This is a genomic window from Caballeronia sp. M1242, from assembly GCF_017220215.1.
GTDB lineage: Bacteria > Pseudomonadota > Gammaproteobacteria > Burkholderiales > Burkholderiaceae > Caballeronia.
In genome coordinates this window covers 915,386-929,842 of the sequence record NZ_CP071130.1, presented here as the reverse complement: position 1 = coordinate 929,842, position 14,457 = coordinate 915,386, and the positions used below count along the sequence as shown (strand labels likewise).

The following is a 14,457-nucleotide window of genomic DNA, read 5'->3' as shown; positions in this document are numbered from 1 at the left end:
ACACTTCTATACCGACAAGCAGATGGAAACGCAGGATAAAGCCGTAGCCCTGAAAAGGATGAAGTGGTTCGCCGCCGCGTTGCTCGTCGGCGCGGGCGTGCTGTTCGCCATCGCGAAGAGCCAGCACGACGCCGGCGCGTGGGCGTGGGTGTCCGCGTTCGCGGAAGCCGCGATGGTCGGCGCACTCGCGGACTGGTTCGCGGTCGTCGCGCTGTTTCGCCATCCGCTCGGCGTGCCGGTGCCGCACACGGCCATCCTGCCCGCGAACAAGGCGCGCGTGGCCGACAACCTCGCCGTGTTCGTGCGCGACCGCTTTCTCGGCACGGATGCGCTCATTGCGCGCGTCGATGCGTTCGATCCGGCAAGCCGCCTGTCGGTGTGGCTCGCGGAGCCGAAAAACGCCGGGCTGCTCGGCAATCGCGCGGTCGGAGCGGTCGGCCAGTTGCTGGCTTTCATCGACGACACGCGCATCAAGTCCATGCTCCACGACGCGATCCGCCGCCGCGCCGAGGCCTTCGATCTTTCCGCCGCCGCGGGCAATCTGCTTTCGACGCTTACTGCTGACAGACGTCATCAACTGCTGCTCGACGAAGGCCTCAAGCAAATGGCGGCGTGGCTCGACAAGCCCGAGGTGCAGGAGATGCTCGCGACGCGCATCGTCGCGGTGGCGGGCGAGGAGTATCCGAAGCTCATCGGCATGCTCGGCTTCGTCGGGCTCGATGCGGGCGATCTCGGCAACAAGTTCGCGGCGGGCCTTGTGCGCGGCGCGAACCAGTGGCTGCACGACGTGACGAGCGACCCGGAGCACGAACGCCGCAAAGCCTTCGATGCCGCAGTGGAACGCTTTGTCGAGCGCCTGAAGTCTGATCCCGCGTTCAAGGCGCGCATCGACGAACACAAGCGCGAATGGCTCGATCGCCCGGAACTGCGCGGCTACGTGGACGGCCTGTGGGACGAGTTCACCGCGTGGCTCGCCGCTGACCTGAAGCGCCCCGATTCCGCGCTGCACTCGAAAGTGGTGGCCGTCGCGGCGGGTTTCGCGCAGGCGCTCGGCGGCGATCCGCTGCTGCGCGATTCGATCAACGAGCATATGCGCGATGCGCTGAAGGCCCTCGCGCCCGAGTTGCGCGAAGGCATTGCGAAGCACATCGCCGCGACCGTCAAGCAATGGGACGACGCCACGCTGGTGCGCGACGTCGAGCTGAACATCGGGCGCGACCTCCAGTTCATTCGCGTGAACGGCACGCTCGTCGGCGGCGCGGTCGGGCTGCTCATTCACGCAGTCACAACGTTCACGCTCTGACACTAGCTGCGGGCGACGGTCACGCTGCCGGCTTCCAGCGGCGTGTCTCTGCCCTCGATGCCGTTGACGGTCACGGTAAGCCCGCCCGTCAGCGCGAGCGCGAGCAGCGGGCCGCGCCCCGGTTGCCCGCGCCCGAACGCCGGCACGGCCCATTCGTCGCCGCCCGGCGTTTGAAGCACGTAACGGGTGTCGGGGCCGAGCGCGTCCGAATCGATCATGCGGACGATGCTGCCGGTCTCGGTCTTCGGAAAACGCGTCGCCTGGCAATGGAACGTCGGGCTGCCCCGATGCGGCAGTCCGACCGACACGCCCGTGATGTTCGAATTCGCGTCGGCCGTCACGCTCACCGGAAGATGCAGCGCCAGCGCGGTCATCAGCATCTGATGCCGGCTCGAATGTTTCGCGGTGTTCATCTGGGCGCAGAAGTGCGCGCCGTCGGATGCGCGCAGCACGTAGCGGATCTGGTCGAGCGCGTCGGAATCGATGATGCGCACCAGCGTTCCGCTCTGCATGCCGGTCAGCTTCTGGCCGAAGAGGATCATGGAAGGCGCCGCGTCCGACGACAGCGCGCCGACCGCAATGCCCGTGATGTAATGCTCTTCGTTACCGCTCAGCGTGACGGGCAAGCCCGCGCGCAATGCCAGCATGGCGAGGTGGTGCCGGTTCGCGTGCTCCTGCCTGTCGATTCGGGCGTGATAGCGCGTGGCCTCCGGCGTCTTGACGATGACGCTCAACGTCTCGGCCGCCTCAGTGTCGATGATCTCGTCGATGAGACCGGAACGCGGCGTCGTCGAAATATAGCCGGGCGCGCAGTTGAAGTTCGGCCCGAACGCTCTCGATCCGACGGAAACGGCGTTGAGATAGTAGTCGGCGTCGCCGGCGACGGTCACGGGCAGCTTTGCCCTGAAAGCGGCCATCAGCAGGGCGCTCCGGTAGCCGTGCTCGTTCGGGCACATCTGCACGCAATGATGCGAGCCGTCCGGGCTGCGGATGATGTACGCCATGCTGCCGAGCAGATTGGCATCCTCGACCTGCACGACCGCGCCCGTGCGCACGTCTTCCAGCAGGCGCCACGTGTAGCCGAGCGCGGGCAGCGGGGCGACGTTCGGCAGCGTCGCGGCGAGGTCGGTGATGTGGTGCGTGGCATCCGCGCGAACCGTGACCGTCAGGCCTAATTCGAGCGCCGCCATGAGAATCGCATTTCGAACCGGATACTCCCGATAATCGACTTGCGCGCAATACTCCGAACCGTCTTCGGTCCTTAAAACGTAAATAATGATATCCGGCGATTGCGGATGAATCGCGCGGCTGATAATGCCGGTGCGTAAGTCCGTCAAGAAATAATCCGCAGACGCCAATGAAAGCGTGCTAATTCGAGGCCTGATTTTCATGTGCGCGACGTGCGACCTCTAAGCGGGGCGCGGGCTAAAAAGAGTAATGGCAAATGGCGGAGCGTGCACGCACGAGAGCCGCCGCAACGATATGCGAACAGTCGAATGATGAGGATTAGAACGACCGTTCTAGAAATTTAGTTTAAGAATAATTCCGCGTCAATTAATATCTGAAGTTTTTGAAAGCGAGTTTATTAAGACATTTCTTGCAGATAATAAGACTGTCTCAAAGTCGAAGTGGTGAAACCGGTTTCTTGATAATCGAAAACTGGTTTGTTTAATAAACGAACGCCAATAGACGTGCGATGATCTAAACAAGCGGCTGAGTTCTCAAACGCTCTCACGACAGCAAAACATCGAGCGGAAAAGCTGCAGTCCGGCCGCAGTCGCGCGAGAATGCCCACTTCCGCGCGGCGCGACTCTCTGCCAGGACCACCATGCCGAACACGAACGCCGAACTCATCGAACGCTTCTACCGTGCGTTTCAGCGCGCCGACGCCGACGCCATGGCGGCCTGCTACGCGTCCGATATTCGCTTTCAGGATCCGGCGTTCGGGCTACTGCATGGCCGCGAAGTCGGCGACATGTGGCGCATGCTGCTCGGCCGCGCGGCCGACTTCACGCTGACTTTCGACGGCATCAGCACGCTCGGACAGACCGCGAGCGCGAACGCCGTCGCGCGCTACACGTACTCCGCGACCGGCCGCGCAGTGGTCAACGAGATCGCGACGAAGTTCGCCATCCGCGACGGCCTGATCGCCGAGCAGACCGATACGTTCGACCTCTGGCGCTGGAGCCGTCAGGCGCTGGGCGTCTCGGGCTGGCTGTTCGGCTGGACGCCGCGCATGCAGAGCGCCATCCGCACGAAGGCGCGACGCGCGCTCACCGACTACCGCAAACGGGCGGCGACATGACGGCGATCGACTCGACGCGGCTGGAAGACGAATGGATCGAAGCGGACGCGCACGGCGGCTTCGCGTCCGGCACGGTGGGAACCATGCGAACTCGCCGTTATCAGGCGCTGTTGCTTGCCGCGACGCAGCCGCCTGCGGGGCGCGTGGTGCTCGTGAACGGCATCGAGGCGTGGGTCGAGATAGGCGGCGAGCGCTTCCCGTTGACCATGCAGCACTACGCGCCCGACGTGCTGTACCCGGACGCCACCGCGAGTCTCGTTTCCTTCGATACATCGCCGTGGCCGACATGGCGCCATCGCGTCGGCGATGCGCAAACGGTCGTGGCCGAGCTGTTCGTTGCGAAGCAGAGCGGCGAGACGGTGCTGCGCTGGCGCCTCGAAGCCGATGCGCGCCCGCCCTCCGCGACGCTGCATGTGCGCCCGCTGCTGTCGGGGCGCGACTATCACGCGCTGCATCGCGAGAATCCGGCGTTTTGCTTCGACGCCACGACGGACGGCGAGCGCGTTCACTGGCGGCCGTACGCCGATCTGCCGGCCATCGGCGCGACGGCGAACGGCGCGTATCGGCACGCGCCCGACTGGTATCGCAATTTCTGCTATGCGCGCGAGCGTGAGCGCGGGCTCGATTTCATCGAAGATCTGGCGACGCCGGGCGTCTTCACGTTCGATCTGACCGCGCGCGAAGCCGTGATGGTCCTGCATGCGGATACGGGCAGCAACGTGCCGCGCGAAGCGGATGCGCTCGCGCACGCGTCGCGGCTCGCGGCCCGCGAGTCGGAGCGCCGCGCTGCGTTCAAATCGCGCCTCGCCCGTTCCGCCGATGCGTATGTCGTCAATCGGAAGCAGGGGCGAACCATCATCGCGGGCTTTCCGTGGTTCACCGACTGGGGCCGCGATACCTTCATTTCGATGCGCGGCTTGCTGATCGCGAGTGGCCGCCACCAGGACGCCGAATCGATTCTGCTCGAATGGACCGACGCGCTTTCCGAAGGCATGCTGCCGAACCGTTTCCCCGACAGCGGCGGACAGCCGGAGTACAACTCGGTCGATGCGTCGCTGTGGTTCGTGATCGCCGTCCACGACTATTTGGCCACCGGCCACGCGCTCGCGGCCACGGCGAGCCGCCTGCAACGCGCGGTCGATACGATTCTCGAAAGTTATGCTCGCGGCACGCGCTATCGAATCGCCGCCGACGAAGACGGCCTGTTGCGCGCGGGCGTGCCGAGCGTGCAACTCACGTGGATGGACGCGAAAGCCGGCGACTGGGTGGTGACGCCGCGCATCGGCAAGCCGGTCGAGGTTCAAGCGCTGTGGATCAATGCGCTGGCCATCGCGTCGGCATGGAACCCGCGCTGGCAGACGCTGTGCGCGCGCGCCCGCCAGAGTTTCGCGGCCCGCTTCGTCGATCCGGACACGCGCGCGCTCTACGATGTCGTCGATGCCGACCACGAGCCGGGCAAGATCGACCGCTCGATTCGCCCCAACCAGATCTTCGCGGTCGGCGGGTTGCCGTTTCCGCTCGTCGAGGGCGATATCGCCCGCGCGGTGGTCGATCAGGTCGAAGCGCATCTGCTGACGCCGCTCGGCCTGCGCACGCTCGCGCCGTCCGACCCGGCGTATCGTCCGCATTACGCAGGCGGCGTGCTGGAGCGCGACGGCGCCTATCATCAGGGCACCGTCTGGCCGTGGCTCATAGGACCGTTCGTCGAGGCGTGGCTGCGCGTGCGCGGCGCGGCGGGCGTGCGCGAGCGCTTCCTCGCGCCGCTCTACGCGCATCTGGACCACTACGGGCTGGATCACGTGAGCGAAGTCGCGGACGGCGACGCGCCGCACGCGCCGGGCGGCGCGCCGTTCCAGGCGTGGTCGCTCGCGGAACTGCTGCGCATCGAGACGCTGCTCCGCGCGGCGTGAAGGCCGTCAAATGTGCGTCCTGTCGTGAAAACGCGCTAAATTAGCCGTTTCCCGCAAGCTGCACCGAAGGCCGCAACAGGAGACGCCCATGGCGAAGACGCGCACCGTCAATCAGATCGACACCGTGGAAGGCTCGCGGCTGCATTCGAGCGACTGTCCGCGGTGGCAGCGTTGGGGGCCGTATCTGAGCGAGCGCCAGTGGGGCACCGTGCGCGAGGACTACAGCGAGTTCGGGACCGCGTGGGAGTACTTTCCGCACGATCACGCGCGCAGCCGGGCGTATCGCTGGGGTGAGGACGGCATCGCAGGCTTCGGCGACGACAAGCTCAACTGGTGCGTGTCGCTCGCGCTTTGGAACAGACGCGATCCGATTCTGAAGGAGCGCCTCTTCGGCCTCACGAATCAGCAAGGCAATCACGGCGAGGACGTGAAGGAGCTGTACTTCTATCTCGACGGCACGCCGACGCATTCCTATATGCGCATGCTGTACAAGTATCCGCATGCGGCGTTTCCTTATGCCGATCTCGTCGATGAAAACGCGCGGCGCGGCGCGGACGTGCCCGAGTACGAAGTGCTCGATACCGGCGTGTTCGACGACGAGCGTTACTTCGACGTGCAGGTGGAATACGCGAAGCACACGCCCGACGATATCGTGATGCGCGTGACCATCGAAAACCGCGCGGCCTATCCCGCCACGCTCGACGTGCTGCCGCAGATCTGGGCGCGCAACACGTGGTCGTGGAAGCCGACGCCAGCCAAACCGTCGCTGAAGCTGCGAACGGAGCGCGGCGTCGCGCAGGTCGCGGCCGATCATCACGGACACGAGCCGATGATCGTCACGGCGTGGTCGCCGGATACGGACGGCATCGAGTGGATTTTCTGCGAGAACGAGACCAACGTGCGGCGTCTGTTCGGCATGGAAGGCGCGGGCCCGTTCAAGGACGGCTTCAACGACTATATCGTCGCGGGCGATGAAGACGCCGTTCGCCGCGATGCCGGCACGCGCGCCGCGGCCCGCGCGCATCTCACGCTCGACGCGCACGCTAGGGCCACGGTGTTTCTGCGCTGGCGTCCCGAATCCGCGCCGGACACGGTCCCGCTCGATGCCGATGCGCTGTTCGCGCGCCGTATCGCGGAAGCCGACGAGTTCTACGGCGCGTTGCAGCATGACATCGCGGGCGCGGATCAGCGGCTCGTGCAGCGGCAGGCGCTCGCGGGCATGCTGTGGTCGAAGCAGTACTACCAGTTCGACGTCACGCGCTGGCTCGACGGCGATCCGCTTCAGCCGAAGCCGCCGAAACAGCGCCGCACCGGGCGCAACGCGGACTGGCGGCATCTGTGCAACGCGGACATCGTGTCGATGCCGGACAAGTGGGAATACCCGTGGTACGCGTCGTGGGACCTCGCGTTTCATGCGGCGGCGTTCGCGCTCATCGACCCGGCGTTTGCGAAGCGGCAGTTGCTGTTGCTCGTGAAGGACCGCTATCAGCATCCGAACGGCCAGTTGCCGGCGTACGAATGGGCGTTCAGCGACGCCAATCCGCCCGTGCACGCGTGGGCGACGTGGCGCGTGTACGAGATCGACCGGGCGATCACCGGCAAGGGCGATCGCGACTTTCTGGAACTCGTCTTCCACAAGCTGCTGCTCAACTTCTCGTGGTGGGTGAACCGCAAGGACGCGGACGGCCGCAACATCTTCCAGGGCGGGTTTCTCGGGCTGGATAACGTCGGCATCTTCGATCGTTCCGCGCCGCTGCCGACGGGCGGTCATATCGATCAGGCCGACGGCACCGCGTGGATGGCGGCGTATGCGCTCGACCTCATGCGCATCGCGCTGGAACTCGCGTACGCGAACCCGGTGTTCGTGGATATCGCGGTGAAGTTCTTCGAGCACTTCCTGTATATCGCCGAGGCAGTCAGCTGCGAGGACGGCTGCGATACGGGCCTGTGGGACAGCGAGGACGAGTTCTTCTACGACAAGCTGCGCCTGCCGGACGGCTCCAGCGTGCCGATGCGCGTGCGGTCGATCGTCGGACTGATTCCGCTCTTTGCCGTGCATGTGCTGGAGCCGAGCGTGTATCGCGCGTTGCCGGAGTTGCGCGAGCGCCTGCACTGGTTTCTGGAACATCGGCTGGATTTGTCGCGGCTCGTCTCGCGCTGGAATATCGCGGGTCAGGGCAATAGCGTGCTGCTGTCGCTTCTGCGCGGGCATCGCATGAAGGCGCTTCTGAGGCGCATGCTCGACGAGTCCGAGTTTCTGTCCGACCACGGCGTGCGGGCGTTGTCGCGCGTGCATCGCGACAATCCGTTCGTCTTCTATCACAACGGCGAGAGCTTCTGCGTGCAGTATCAGCCGGCGGAATCGACCTCGCGCGTGTTCGGCGGCAACTCGAACTGGCGCGGGCCGGTGTGGATGCCGGTGAACTATCTGCTGATCGAATCCATTCTCGAATTCCACCGCTATTACGGCGACGATTTTCGCGTGGAGTATCCGACGGGCTCTGGGCAGACGTTCTCGCTCGCCGAAATCGCCGACGAACTCGCGCGCCGCGTGACCACGCTGTTCCTGCTCGACAAGAACGGCGAGCGACCGGTGATGGCGGCGTATCCGCTGTTGCAGGCCGATCCGCGCTCGCGCGATCTCGTGCTCTTTCACGAGTACTTTCACGGCGACAACGGGCGCGGCGTCGGCGCGTCGCATCAGACGGGCTGGACGGGGCTGGTTGCGCTGTTGTTGCAGCCGCGCGCGTCGGGTCCATCGGGCGTCGTTCCGCTCGCGGGCGAAGCCGATGCCGACGTGCAGGAGTTCGCTGGCGCCAAGTAGCCGCTAGCCATGCGTGCCCGCTTTGTTCGGAGAAGTCTTATATCGCTGTTCTCTGCATCTGCGTAACTTTTGCGGACGCGAATCCGCGGCGCATGGAGAACGAAGATGAACCGATCAGCGAATACTTACGACATGAGACAGGCTGCGGCCGTACGCGCCCCGCGGCTCGCTTGCCGCACGGAGCACGAGGAAAGTCCGCCGTTCGCGTGGATCATGCTGGTCTTCTTCGCGGCGATGTGCGGCGGCGCAGGTGTCACCTGCGCGTTCGACAGCATGGCGGCCGGCTGGATGGCGGGCGTCGGCATCCTCGCGGCGCTCGGCGGCGCCATCGACCACTGGTTCGCGGGCGCGGCGGCGCTGGAACGCCGCCTCGAAGCGCGTTCGCGGGCGCGTCACCGGGCGCTCCACAAATCGGCCTGCAAGGGCGGCTTCGCGGCGCAACGCCAGTTCCGCACCGACGCGACGACACGCGAATGGACTTCGATCTCGGCTTATCGCAGATATCCGTCGTTCGAGTCCGCTTTCATGCCGTCGCTTCGAAGCTAGCGCCGCGCGTTACTGGTCGCAGAGCAGCAGCAGCTTTTCCTGCGCGGTGCAGGAGGACTTCTTCTTCTGCGCGGCGGCGTCCGTGCCGCGCGCTGACACGGTCTGCGCCGAGCCCTGCGACTGCGCGAGCGCCGCGCGCTTCGCGATGCACGCGCGCAAGTGCTTTTCCATCGGCGGATAGTATTTCCAGCCGCGCGTGAGCGGCGGCAATTCGAGGTGGACCTGCTTCCACTTCGGATGCCCGCTCGCCTGCAGCGTATCGAAATTGGCGCAGAGCGAATCCGCGAACTTCGACAGCGCGCCGACCGTGCCGCGCAGACCGTAGTCGTACGTGACGAGGAACGCCTTCACGGTCAGCGTCGGCGTGTCTTCCTGAATCCAGTTCGGGTAGCTCGTCGTGCGGATGGTCGCGGGAAAATACGTCTGCTTCGCGCGAGCCGTTTCAGGCGCGGACGGGTCGAGGCGCAGCAGCTTGATCTGCTGGAGCAGCTCGGGGTTCATGTCCTGAAACAGCTTGGCGGGCTGGCCGGCGACGATCACCGCGACGTCGATCTTGCGCACGATGAGCTTGGCAAGCGCGTCTTCGTTGTTGTAGTGCTGCTCGTTGGCATCGGGAATCGGCTCGCCGAACATCAGCCGGTACAGCGTTTCGGCGGACTGCGCCGTGCCGCTGCCGATCGGCCCGACGCTGATGTTCTTGCCCTTGATCTCGTTGATGTTCTTAAGCGGCGAATCCGACCGCACGACAAAATAAATCTCCTCGTCGTAGAGCGGCATGATGAGCCGCAGCGGCTGAATGATCCGGCCGGCCTCGGCGTTGCCGGAATTCGCCATGTCGAGGTAAGCCTGATACACGTCCGACTGCACCAGCGCGAACTTCACGCCGGGCTCATAGCGCATGCGCTGGACATTTTCCGCCGATCCTTTTGACGGCAGCACTTCGAGGTCCATGCCGGCGGGCTCGGCCACGTACTTCGACAAATCCTGCCCGATTTGAATATAGGTGCCGCGTTCCTGCCCGGTCGTGATTTTGTACGGCACGGGATCGGCCGCGTAGCCGGCTTGCGCGGCACAGGCGAGTCCGACGAAAGCGCAGAGGGCGAACGCCCTCCGCGCGGCATTCCGCATGAGTTGGCTGGAGACCATGATTGACCCTTGAGTCGAGTTGGACGGGTTCTTTGAAAGTCACGCGACGCGGGGGCGTCGCGTGATACGGGTGATGCGGTAATGCCGGTAATGCCGGTGATGCGATAGCGCGGAGGCGATGCGGGAACCGGTCAGCGCGCGGGCGCGGGCCTTTCGTTGCCGCTGCTCCAGCCGTATTGCTTGATGGCGCGCTCCACATCGTCGGTCTTGTCGGCGTCCATGCGCGCCGTCACGCTCGACGCCCCGAAGGATGTTGCCGTGCGCGCGGTGCCGCTGACGGTTGTCGTGGGCAGCGTGCTCGCGGTGGCGGTCGCGGCGGTCGTCGTGGCGACCGCCGGACGCTCCATGCTGGCGGGCCGCACGGCCTGCGAGCCGGACGGCAATGCGTGCGCGGCTTGCGGCTGGATCGCGGCAGCCTGCGGCAGAAGCGGCGGCACTGACGACTGCGGGCCAGAAGGCGTCGCGCGCTGGGTCGGGGCGGGAGCCGGCGCGGGCCGAGCTGAAGGCGCGACATACATGCCGTTCGGCGCGGCGGGGGCGACATACATCTCGCCCTGCACGGTGCTCGGCGCGACATACATGCCGTTGCTGTTCGGCGGGCTCGTCGCGACGTACATGCCGTTGCCGGACTCCTGAGCCTGCGTCGGCGCGGCGGTCGACGGCTTGGCCGCAGCCGGAGCGGCGGGCGCGGCGGCGACAGGCTCGGTCGCTGCCGGCGTCGCAGGCTTAGTCGGAGCCGCCACGCTGGGCGACGGCGGCAGAATCGTGGCCGCGACCATCGCGTTCGTCGCGGCTTGCGCACGGGCGATCTTTTCGGCGCGCAATGTGTATTCGGCGGCGCGGGCGTCGTCGAGCGCGGCCTGCCGGGCAGCGGCAGCGGCAGCGGCGGCCGCCGCCGCGTTCGCGCTGCGTTGTCCGCTGCGCTTGTCGGGCGCGGGCTTCGCGGCCAGTACATCGGTCTTGTCCGCCTGCGGAGCCGATGCAACGTTTGCCTGCGCAGCAACGGCAGCGGGCGGCGTCGCAGCCGCAGCGGGCGCCGGCGTGACGCTGCCGGCAACGGCGGTGCCGGTATTCGGGGCGTCGGTGGGACTGCCGGCCGTGGTGCCTTTCTTTGCGCCTTGCGGCGTCGCGACGAGCCAGCCGGCATGCGTGATCACGCGCTCCAGCATGGCCTGCGACTCGGCGTTGCCGCCATCGAGCGCCAGCGCCTCGGCGGCATTCTGCTGCACGCACGCCCACGCGGACGTGCGTTCGCAGGCGCGCGCCAGTTGCAGCGCCGCGTCGCGTTGCTGTTCGCGTTTGACGAGCTCGTCTTTCAGCGCGTCGAATTCGGGGCGCGCCTGCTCGCGAGCCGGCAGCGCCTTCATCCGGGCGCGCGCCAGCGTCAGATCGTGCTGGTCCAGCGCCGCGCGCGTGCCTTGCAGCGGGTCGCCCGGAGCGAGCGTCAACGCGCCTGCTTTCGCCGCGCCGGGAGCTTGTTGCGCGGGCGCGTCGGCGGGAGGGCTCGTGTCGGTCGAATTGGATGCATCGGTTGCGCCGCGCCCGAACGGGCCGAGTTTCGCGTCGATCGCACCGGACGCGCTCAGGTCGCCTGAAGCCGCGTGGTCGTCCGCGCTGTATCGCATATAGGCGACGCCGCCCGCCACGAGCGCCAGCGCGCACGCGCCGGCGATGAGCGTCTTGCTGCCGTTCCACCGGCTTGGGCCGGGCAGGGCGTCCGGATCGTTGCTCGGATCGGCGTAAGCGTTGCGCGCCGATTCCTCGACGCGCTTTGCCCGGTGCTCGGCGGCCTTCTGCGCGATGCGTTCGCTCGCGCGCTTCGGATCCCAGCCGCCGGCCCAGCCGGAATGCATGCCGGGTTCGCCGTCGTCGACGGGCGTGGAAGCGGACGCCGATACGAACGGCGGATTCGACATCTGTTGCTCGAACATGTTGGCGCGCGGACGTGCCGCGCCGCCGCGTTTGCGGCCGAAAGCCGCGCTGCGATCGGCGCCGCAGTTCGGGCAACTGTCGGCGTTCTTGCGCACCGTGCTGCCGCAGCGCTGGCAGACGACGGAGAACATGGATGCGGGAAACGTCAAACGCGTGGTCATGCTGAAGCCCTCGAAGGACATGTGCGATAACGTGGCCGCCGTGCGCCCGGCCCATGCGATGAACGCCGGGGCATCCGGGCGGCAGCAATCCTTCGTATTGTTTCCTCCACCGGCCAAGCTTGACGGCGGAAGACGAAATCCGAATATGGCGTCAACCATCGACGGACGTCAATTGCGTTTCGCACCTACCTTGGGCCGCCCGGTGGCGGCGGCTGCGCGCTTGCTCCGTGCTGCGTGTCGCCGCGCTTGCCGATGAAGCGGCGGCGGACGGCCCTCGTCGGATGCGAATGCGCAATCGGTGCAGCCGCGACACCATTCCGGTGCGCGCGCGGGCGCCACGCTTCGCTACTCTCATCGGGATATTCTGGGCGCGGGGCAGCGGTGGCGAGACGCCATTCTTTAGCCGATAACCGACAATGCCCGGCGGCCGCTCGCTAAGCCGCTGATGTGAAAGCTCTTCCGGGGCGCGCGCCGTGTTGTTTTTCCATCGCATCGGGCGCGGCGAATGCTACGGCGGTCGATAACAAGGATTCCGAACTATTGACGGACCACAGACATGTTGGCCCGGCGCTTATCTCGGCAATCGACAAGGCGGCGGCCGGCATGTTCACGATGACGCTGCACGACCGCGCCGGTTCCGCCGATCCGTTCGCCCCGCAGCGCGAAGACGGCGGCGCGTCGACCGCGTAGGCGCGAACATCGACAGTGAAGCGGAAGCGCCCCGAGGGGCGCTCCGTGGCAACGATCAGCTGGCCAGTTGCAGCTTGCCGTCGATACGGCGGTTCAGGCCGAGCGGATTATCCGACTTGACCGGATCGGGCAGCAGCGCTTCCGGCAGATCCTGATAACTCACGGGCCGCAGGAAGCGGTTGATGGCGAGGCTGCCGACCGACGTCGAGCGGCCATCGGCGGTCGACGGATACGGGCCGCCGTGGACCATCGCGTGGCCTACTTCGACGCCCGTGCCGAAGCCGTTCACCAGAATACGGCCCGTGCGGCGTTCGAGCGGAGCCACGAAGCTGCGCGCCTCGGCGTAATCGGCTTCGTCGATCTGCAGCGCGGCGGTGAGTTGGCCTTCGAGCGATTCGATCAGATCGCGCATCGTGGCGAGGTCCGGGCAGCGCACGACGAGCGACGACGCCCCGAAAATTTCGTCCTGCAGCGCGTGGTTCTCACGGAACGCGTCGGCGGTCGTGACGAAGAGCGCCGCCTGACCCTGGTTGCCGCCCTGCGCCGGCAGGCCGCGAGCGGCGGTCTTGACGCCGTCGTGCGAAGCGATCTTCTCGACCGCGCCTTCGTATGCCTTGTGGATGCCCGGCGTGAGCATCGTCTGCGCGGCGGTTTCCTTGAGCGCCGCCGATGCCGCTTCGATGAACTTGTCGAGGTCCGGGCCGTCGACTGCGAGCACCAGGCCGGGGTTCGTGCAGAACTGGCCCGCGCCCAGCACGAGCGACTGCACGAAACCACGCGCGATCGCTTCGGTGCGGTTCGCGAGCGCTGCCGGGAACAGCAGAACCGGGTTGATGCTGCTCATTTCCGCGTAAACCGGGATCGGCTCGGCGCGTTCGGCCGCGAGCTTCATCAGCGCGGTGCCGCCGCCACGCGAACCTGTGAAACCGGCCGCCTTCACGCGATTGTCCTTCACCAGACCCTGACCGATGTCGCGGCCGCTGTCGAAAAGCAGCGAGAACGTGCCTTCCGGCATGCCGCAGTCCTTCACGGCCTTTTGCACCGCGCGGCCGACGAGTTCCGCCGTGCCCGGATGCGCCGAGTGCGCCTTCGCGATCACCGGGCAACCCGCGGCCAGCGCGGACGCCGTATCGCCGCCCGCGACGGAGAACGCCAGCGGGAAGTTGCTCGCGCCGAACACGGCGACGGGACCGACGCCGATATGACGCAGGCGCAGATCCACGCGCGGCATCGGCTTACGGTCGGGTTGCGGCGGGTCGATGCGCACGCCGAGGTAATCGCCGTTGCGCACGACATCCGCGAACATGCGCAACTGGCCGACCGTGCGGCCGCGCTCGCCTTCCAGACGCCCGCGCGGCAGGCCGCTTTCGATCATGCAGCGTTCGATCAGGTCGTCGCCGATATCGAGGATGTTCTGCGCGATCGCTTCGAGAAACTTCGCGCGGGCCTCCGGCGCGGTTTCGCGATAGACGTCGAACGCGGCCCACGCGAGCGCGCACGCGCGGTCCAGATCGTCGAGCGTTGCGCCGCCGAATCCCGGTTCGATGGCTGCGCCCGTCGATGCGTTGACGGCCTTAATGGTGCCGTTCGTGCCGCGCACCGATTGCTGGCCGATGAGCAGGTTGCCTGTGAGTTCCATG

At 66.4% G+C, this 14,457-nt stretch carries 10 protein-coding genes; 6 read left to right on the top strand and 4 right to left on the bottom strand.

The features are described from left to right. The first annotated feature begins 22 nt into the window (after positions 1 to 22). A complete protein-coding gene (locus JYK05_RS17795; protein ID WP_206468569.1) occupies positions 23 to 1,303 on the top strand; it encodes a DUF445 domain-containing protein in 1,281 nt (426 codons plus the stop codon). A 2-nt stretch (positions 1,304 to 1,305) separates the two neighbouring features. On the opposite strand, the gene JYK05_RS17790 is transcribed toward JYK05_RS17795, so the two are convergent. Next, positions 1,306 to 2,640, bottom strand: a complete 1,335-nt coding sequence (locus JYK05_RS17790; protein ID WP_206468567.1) for a hypothetical protein — start codon at positions 2,638 to 2,640, stop codon at positions 1,306 to 1,308. Between the two features lie 491 nt (positions 2,641 to 3,131). Here JYK05_RS17790 and JYK05_RS17785 point away from each other — a divergent pair, with 491 nt between their 5' ends. The 4 genes from JYK05_RS17785 to JYK05_RS17770 all read left to right on the top strand — a co-directional run bounded on the left by JYK05_RS17785 (position 3,132) and on the right by JYK05_RS17770 (position 8,888). Beyond that, positions 3,132 to 3,608, top strand: a complete 477-nt coding sequence (locus JYK05_RS17785) for a nuclear transport factor 2 family protein (protein WP_175942000.1) — start codon at positions 3,132 to 3,134, stop codon at positions 3,606 to 3,608. After that, positions 3,605 to 5,518: an amylo-alpha-1,6-glucosidase gene (locus JYK05_RS17780; RefSeq protein WP_206468564.1), complete on the top strand. Its 1,914-nt coding sequence runs from the start codon at positions 3,605 to 3,607 to the stop codon at positions 5,516 to 5,518. The genes JYK05_RS17785 and JYK05_RS17780 overlap by 4 nt, the downstream gene beginning before the upstream one ends. Positions 5,519 to 5,606: 88 nt before the next feature. Continuing rightward, positions 5,607 to 8,342 carry a glucosidase gene (locus JYK05_RS17775; protein ID WP_206468562.1) on the top strand — a complete coding sequence of 912 codons (2,736 nt, stop codon included), beginning with the start codon at positions 5,607 to 5,609 and terminating at the stop codon, positions 8,340 to 8,342. Positions 8,343 to 8,447: 105 nt separating this feature from the next. Next, a complete protein-coding gene (locus tag JYK05_RS17770) occupies positions 8,448 to 8,888 on the top strand; it encodes a hypothetical protein (RefSeq protein ID WP_206468560.1) in 441 nt (146 codons plus the stop codon). Positions 8,889 to 8,897: 9 nt separating this feature from the next. On the opposite strand, the gene JYK05_RS17765 is transcribed toward JYK05_RS17770, so the two are convergent. Together JYK05_RS17765 and JYK05_RS17760 are read right to left on the bottom strand one after the other, a co-directional pair. After that, entirely contained in the window at positions 8,898 to 10,034 is a 1,137-nt protein-coding gene (locus JYK05_RS17765) for a TAXI family TRAP transporter solute-binding subunit (protein ID WP_206468558.1), read from the bottom strand. Positions 10,035 to 10,165: 131 nt separating this feature from the next. After that, entirely contained in the window at positions 10,166 to 12,127 is a 1,962-nt protein-coding gene (locus JYK05_RS17760) for a zinc ribbon domain-containing protein (RefSeq protein ID WP_206468556.1), read from the bottom strand. A gap of 540 nt (positions 12,128 to 12,667) precedes the next feature. On the opposite strand from JYK05_RS17760, the gene JYK05_RS17755 reads away from it, so the two are divergent. After that, positions 12,668 to 12,817, top strand: coding sequence for a hypothetical protein (locus tag JYK05_RS17755; RefSeq protein ID WP_206468554.1), 150 nt, complete (start codon positions 12,668 to 12,670; stop codon positions 12,815 to 12,817). A gap of 55 nt (positions 12,818 to 12,872) precedes the next feature. On the opposite strand, the gene JYK05_RS17750 is transcribed toward JYK05_RS17755, so the two are convergent. Beyond that, positions 12,873 to 14,456 carry an aldehyde dehydrogenase (NADP(+)) gene (locus tag JYK05_RS17750; RefSeq protein WP_206468550.1) on the bottom strand — a complete coding sequence of 528 codons (1,584 nt, stop codon included), beginning with the start codon at positions 14,454 to 14,456 and terminating at the stop codon, positions 12,873 to 12,875. Position 14,457 lies beyond the last annotated feature (1 nt).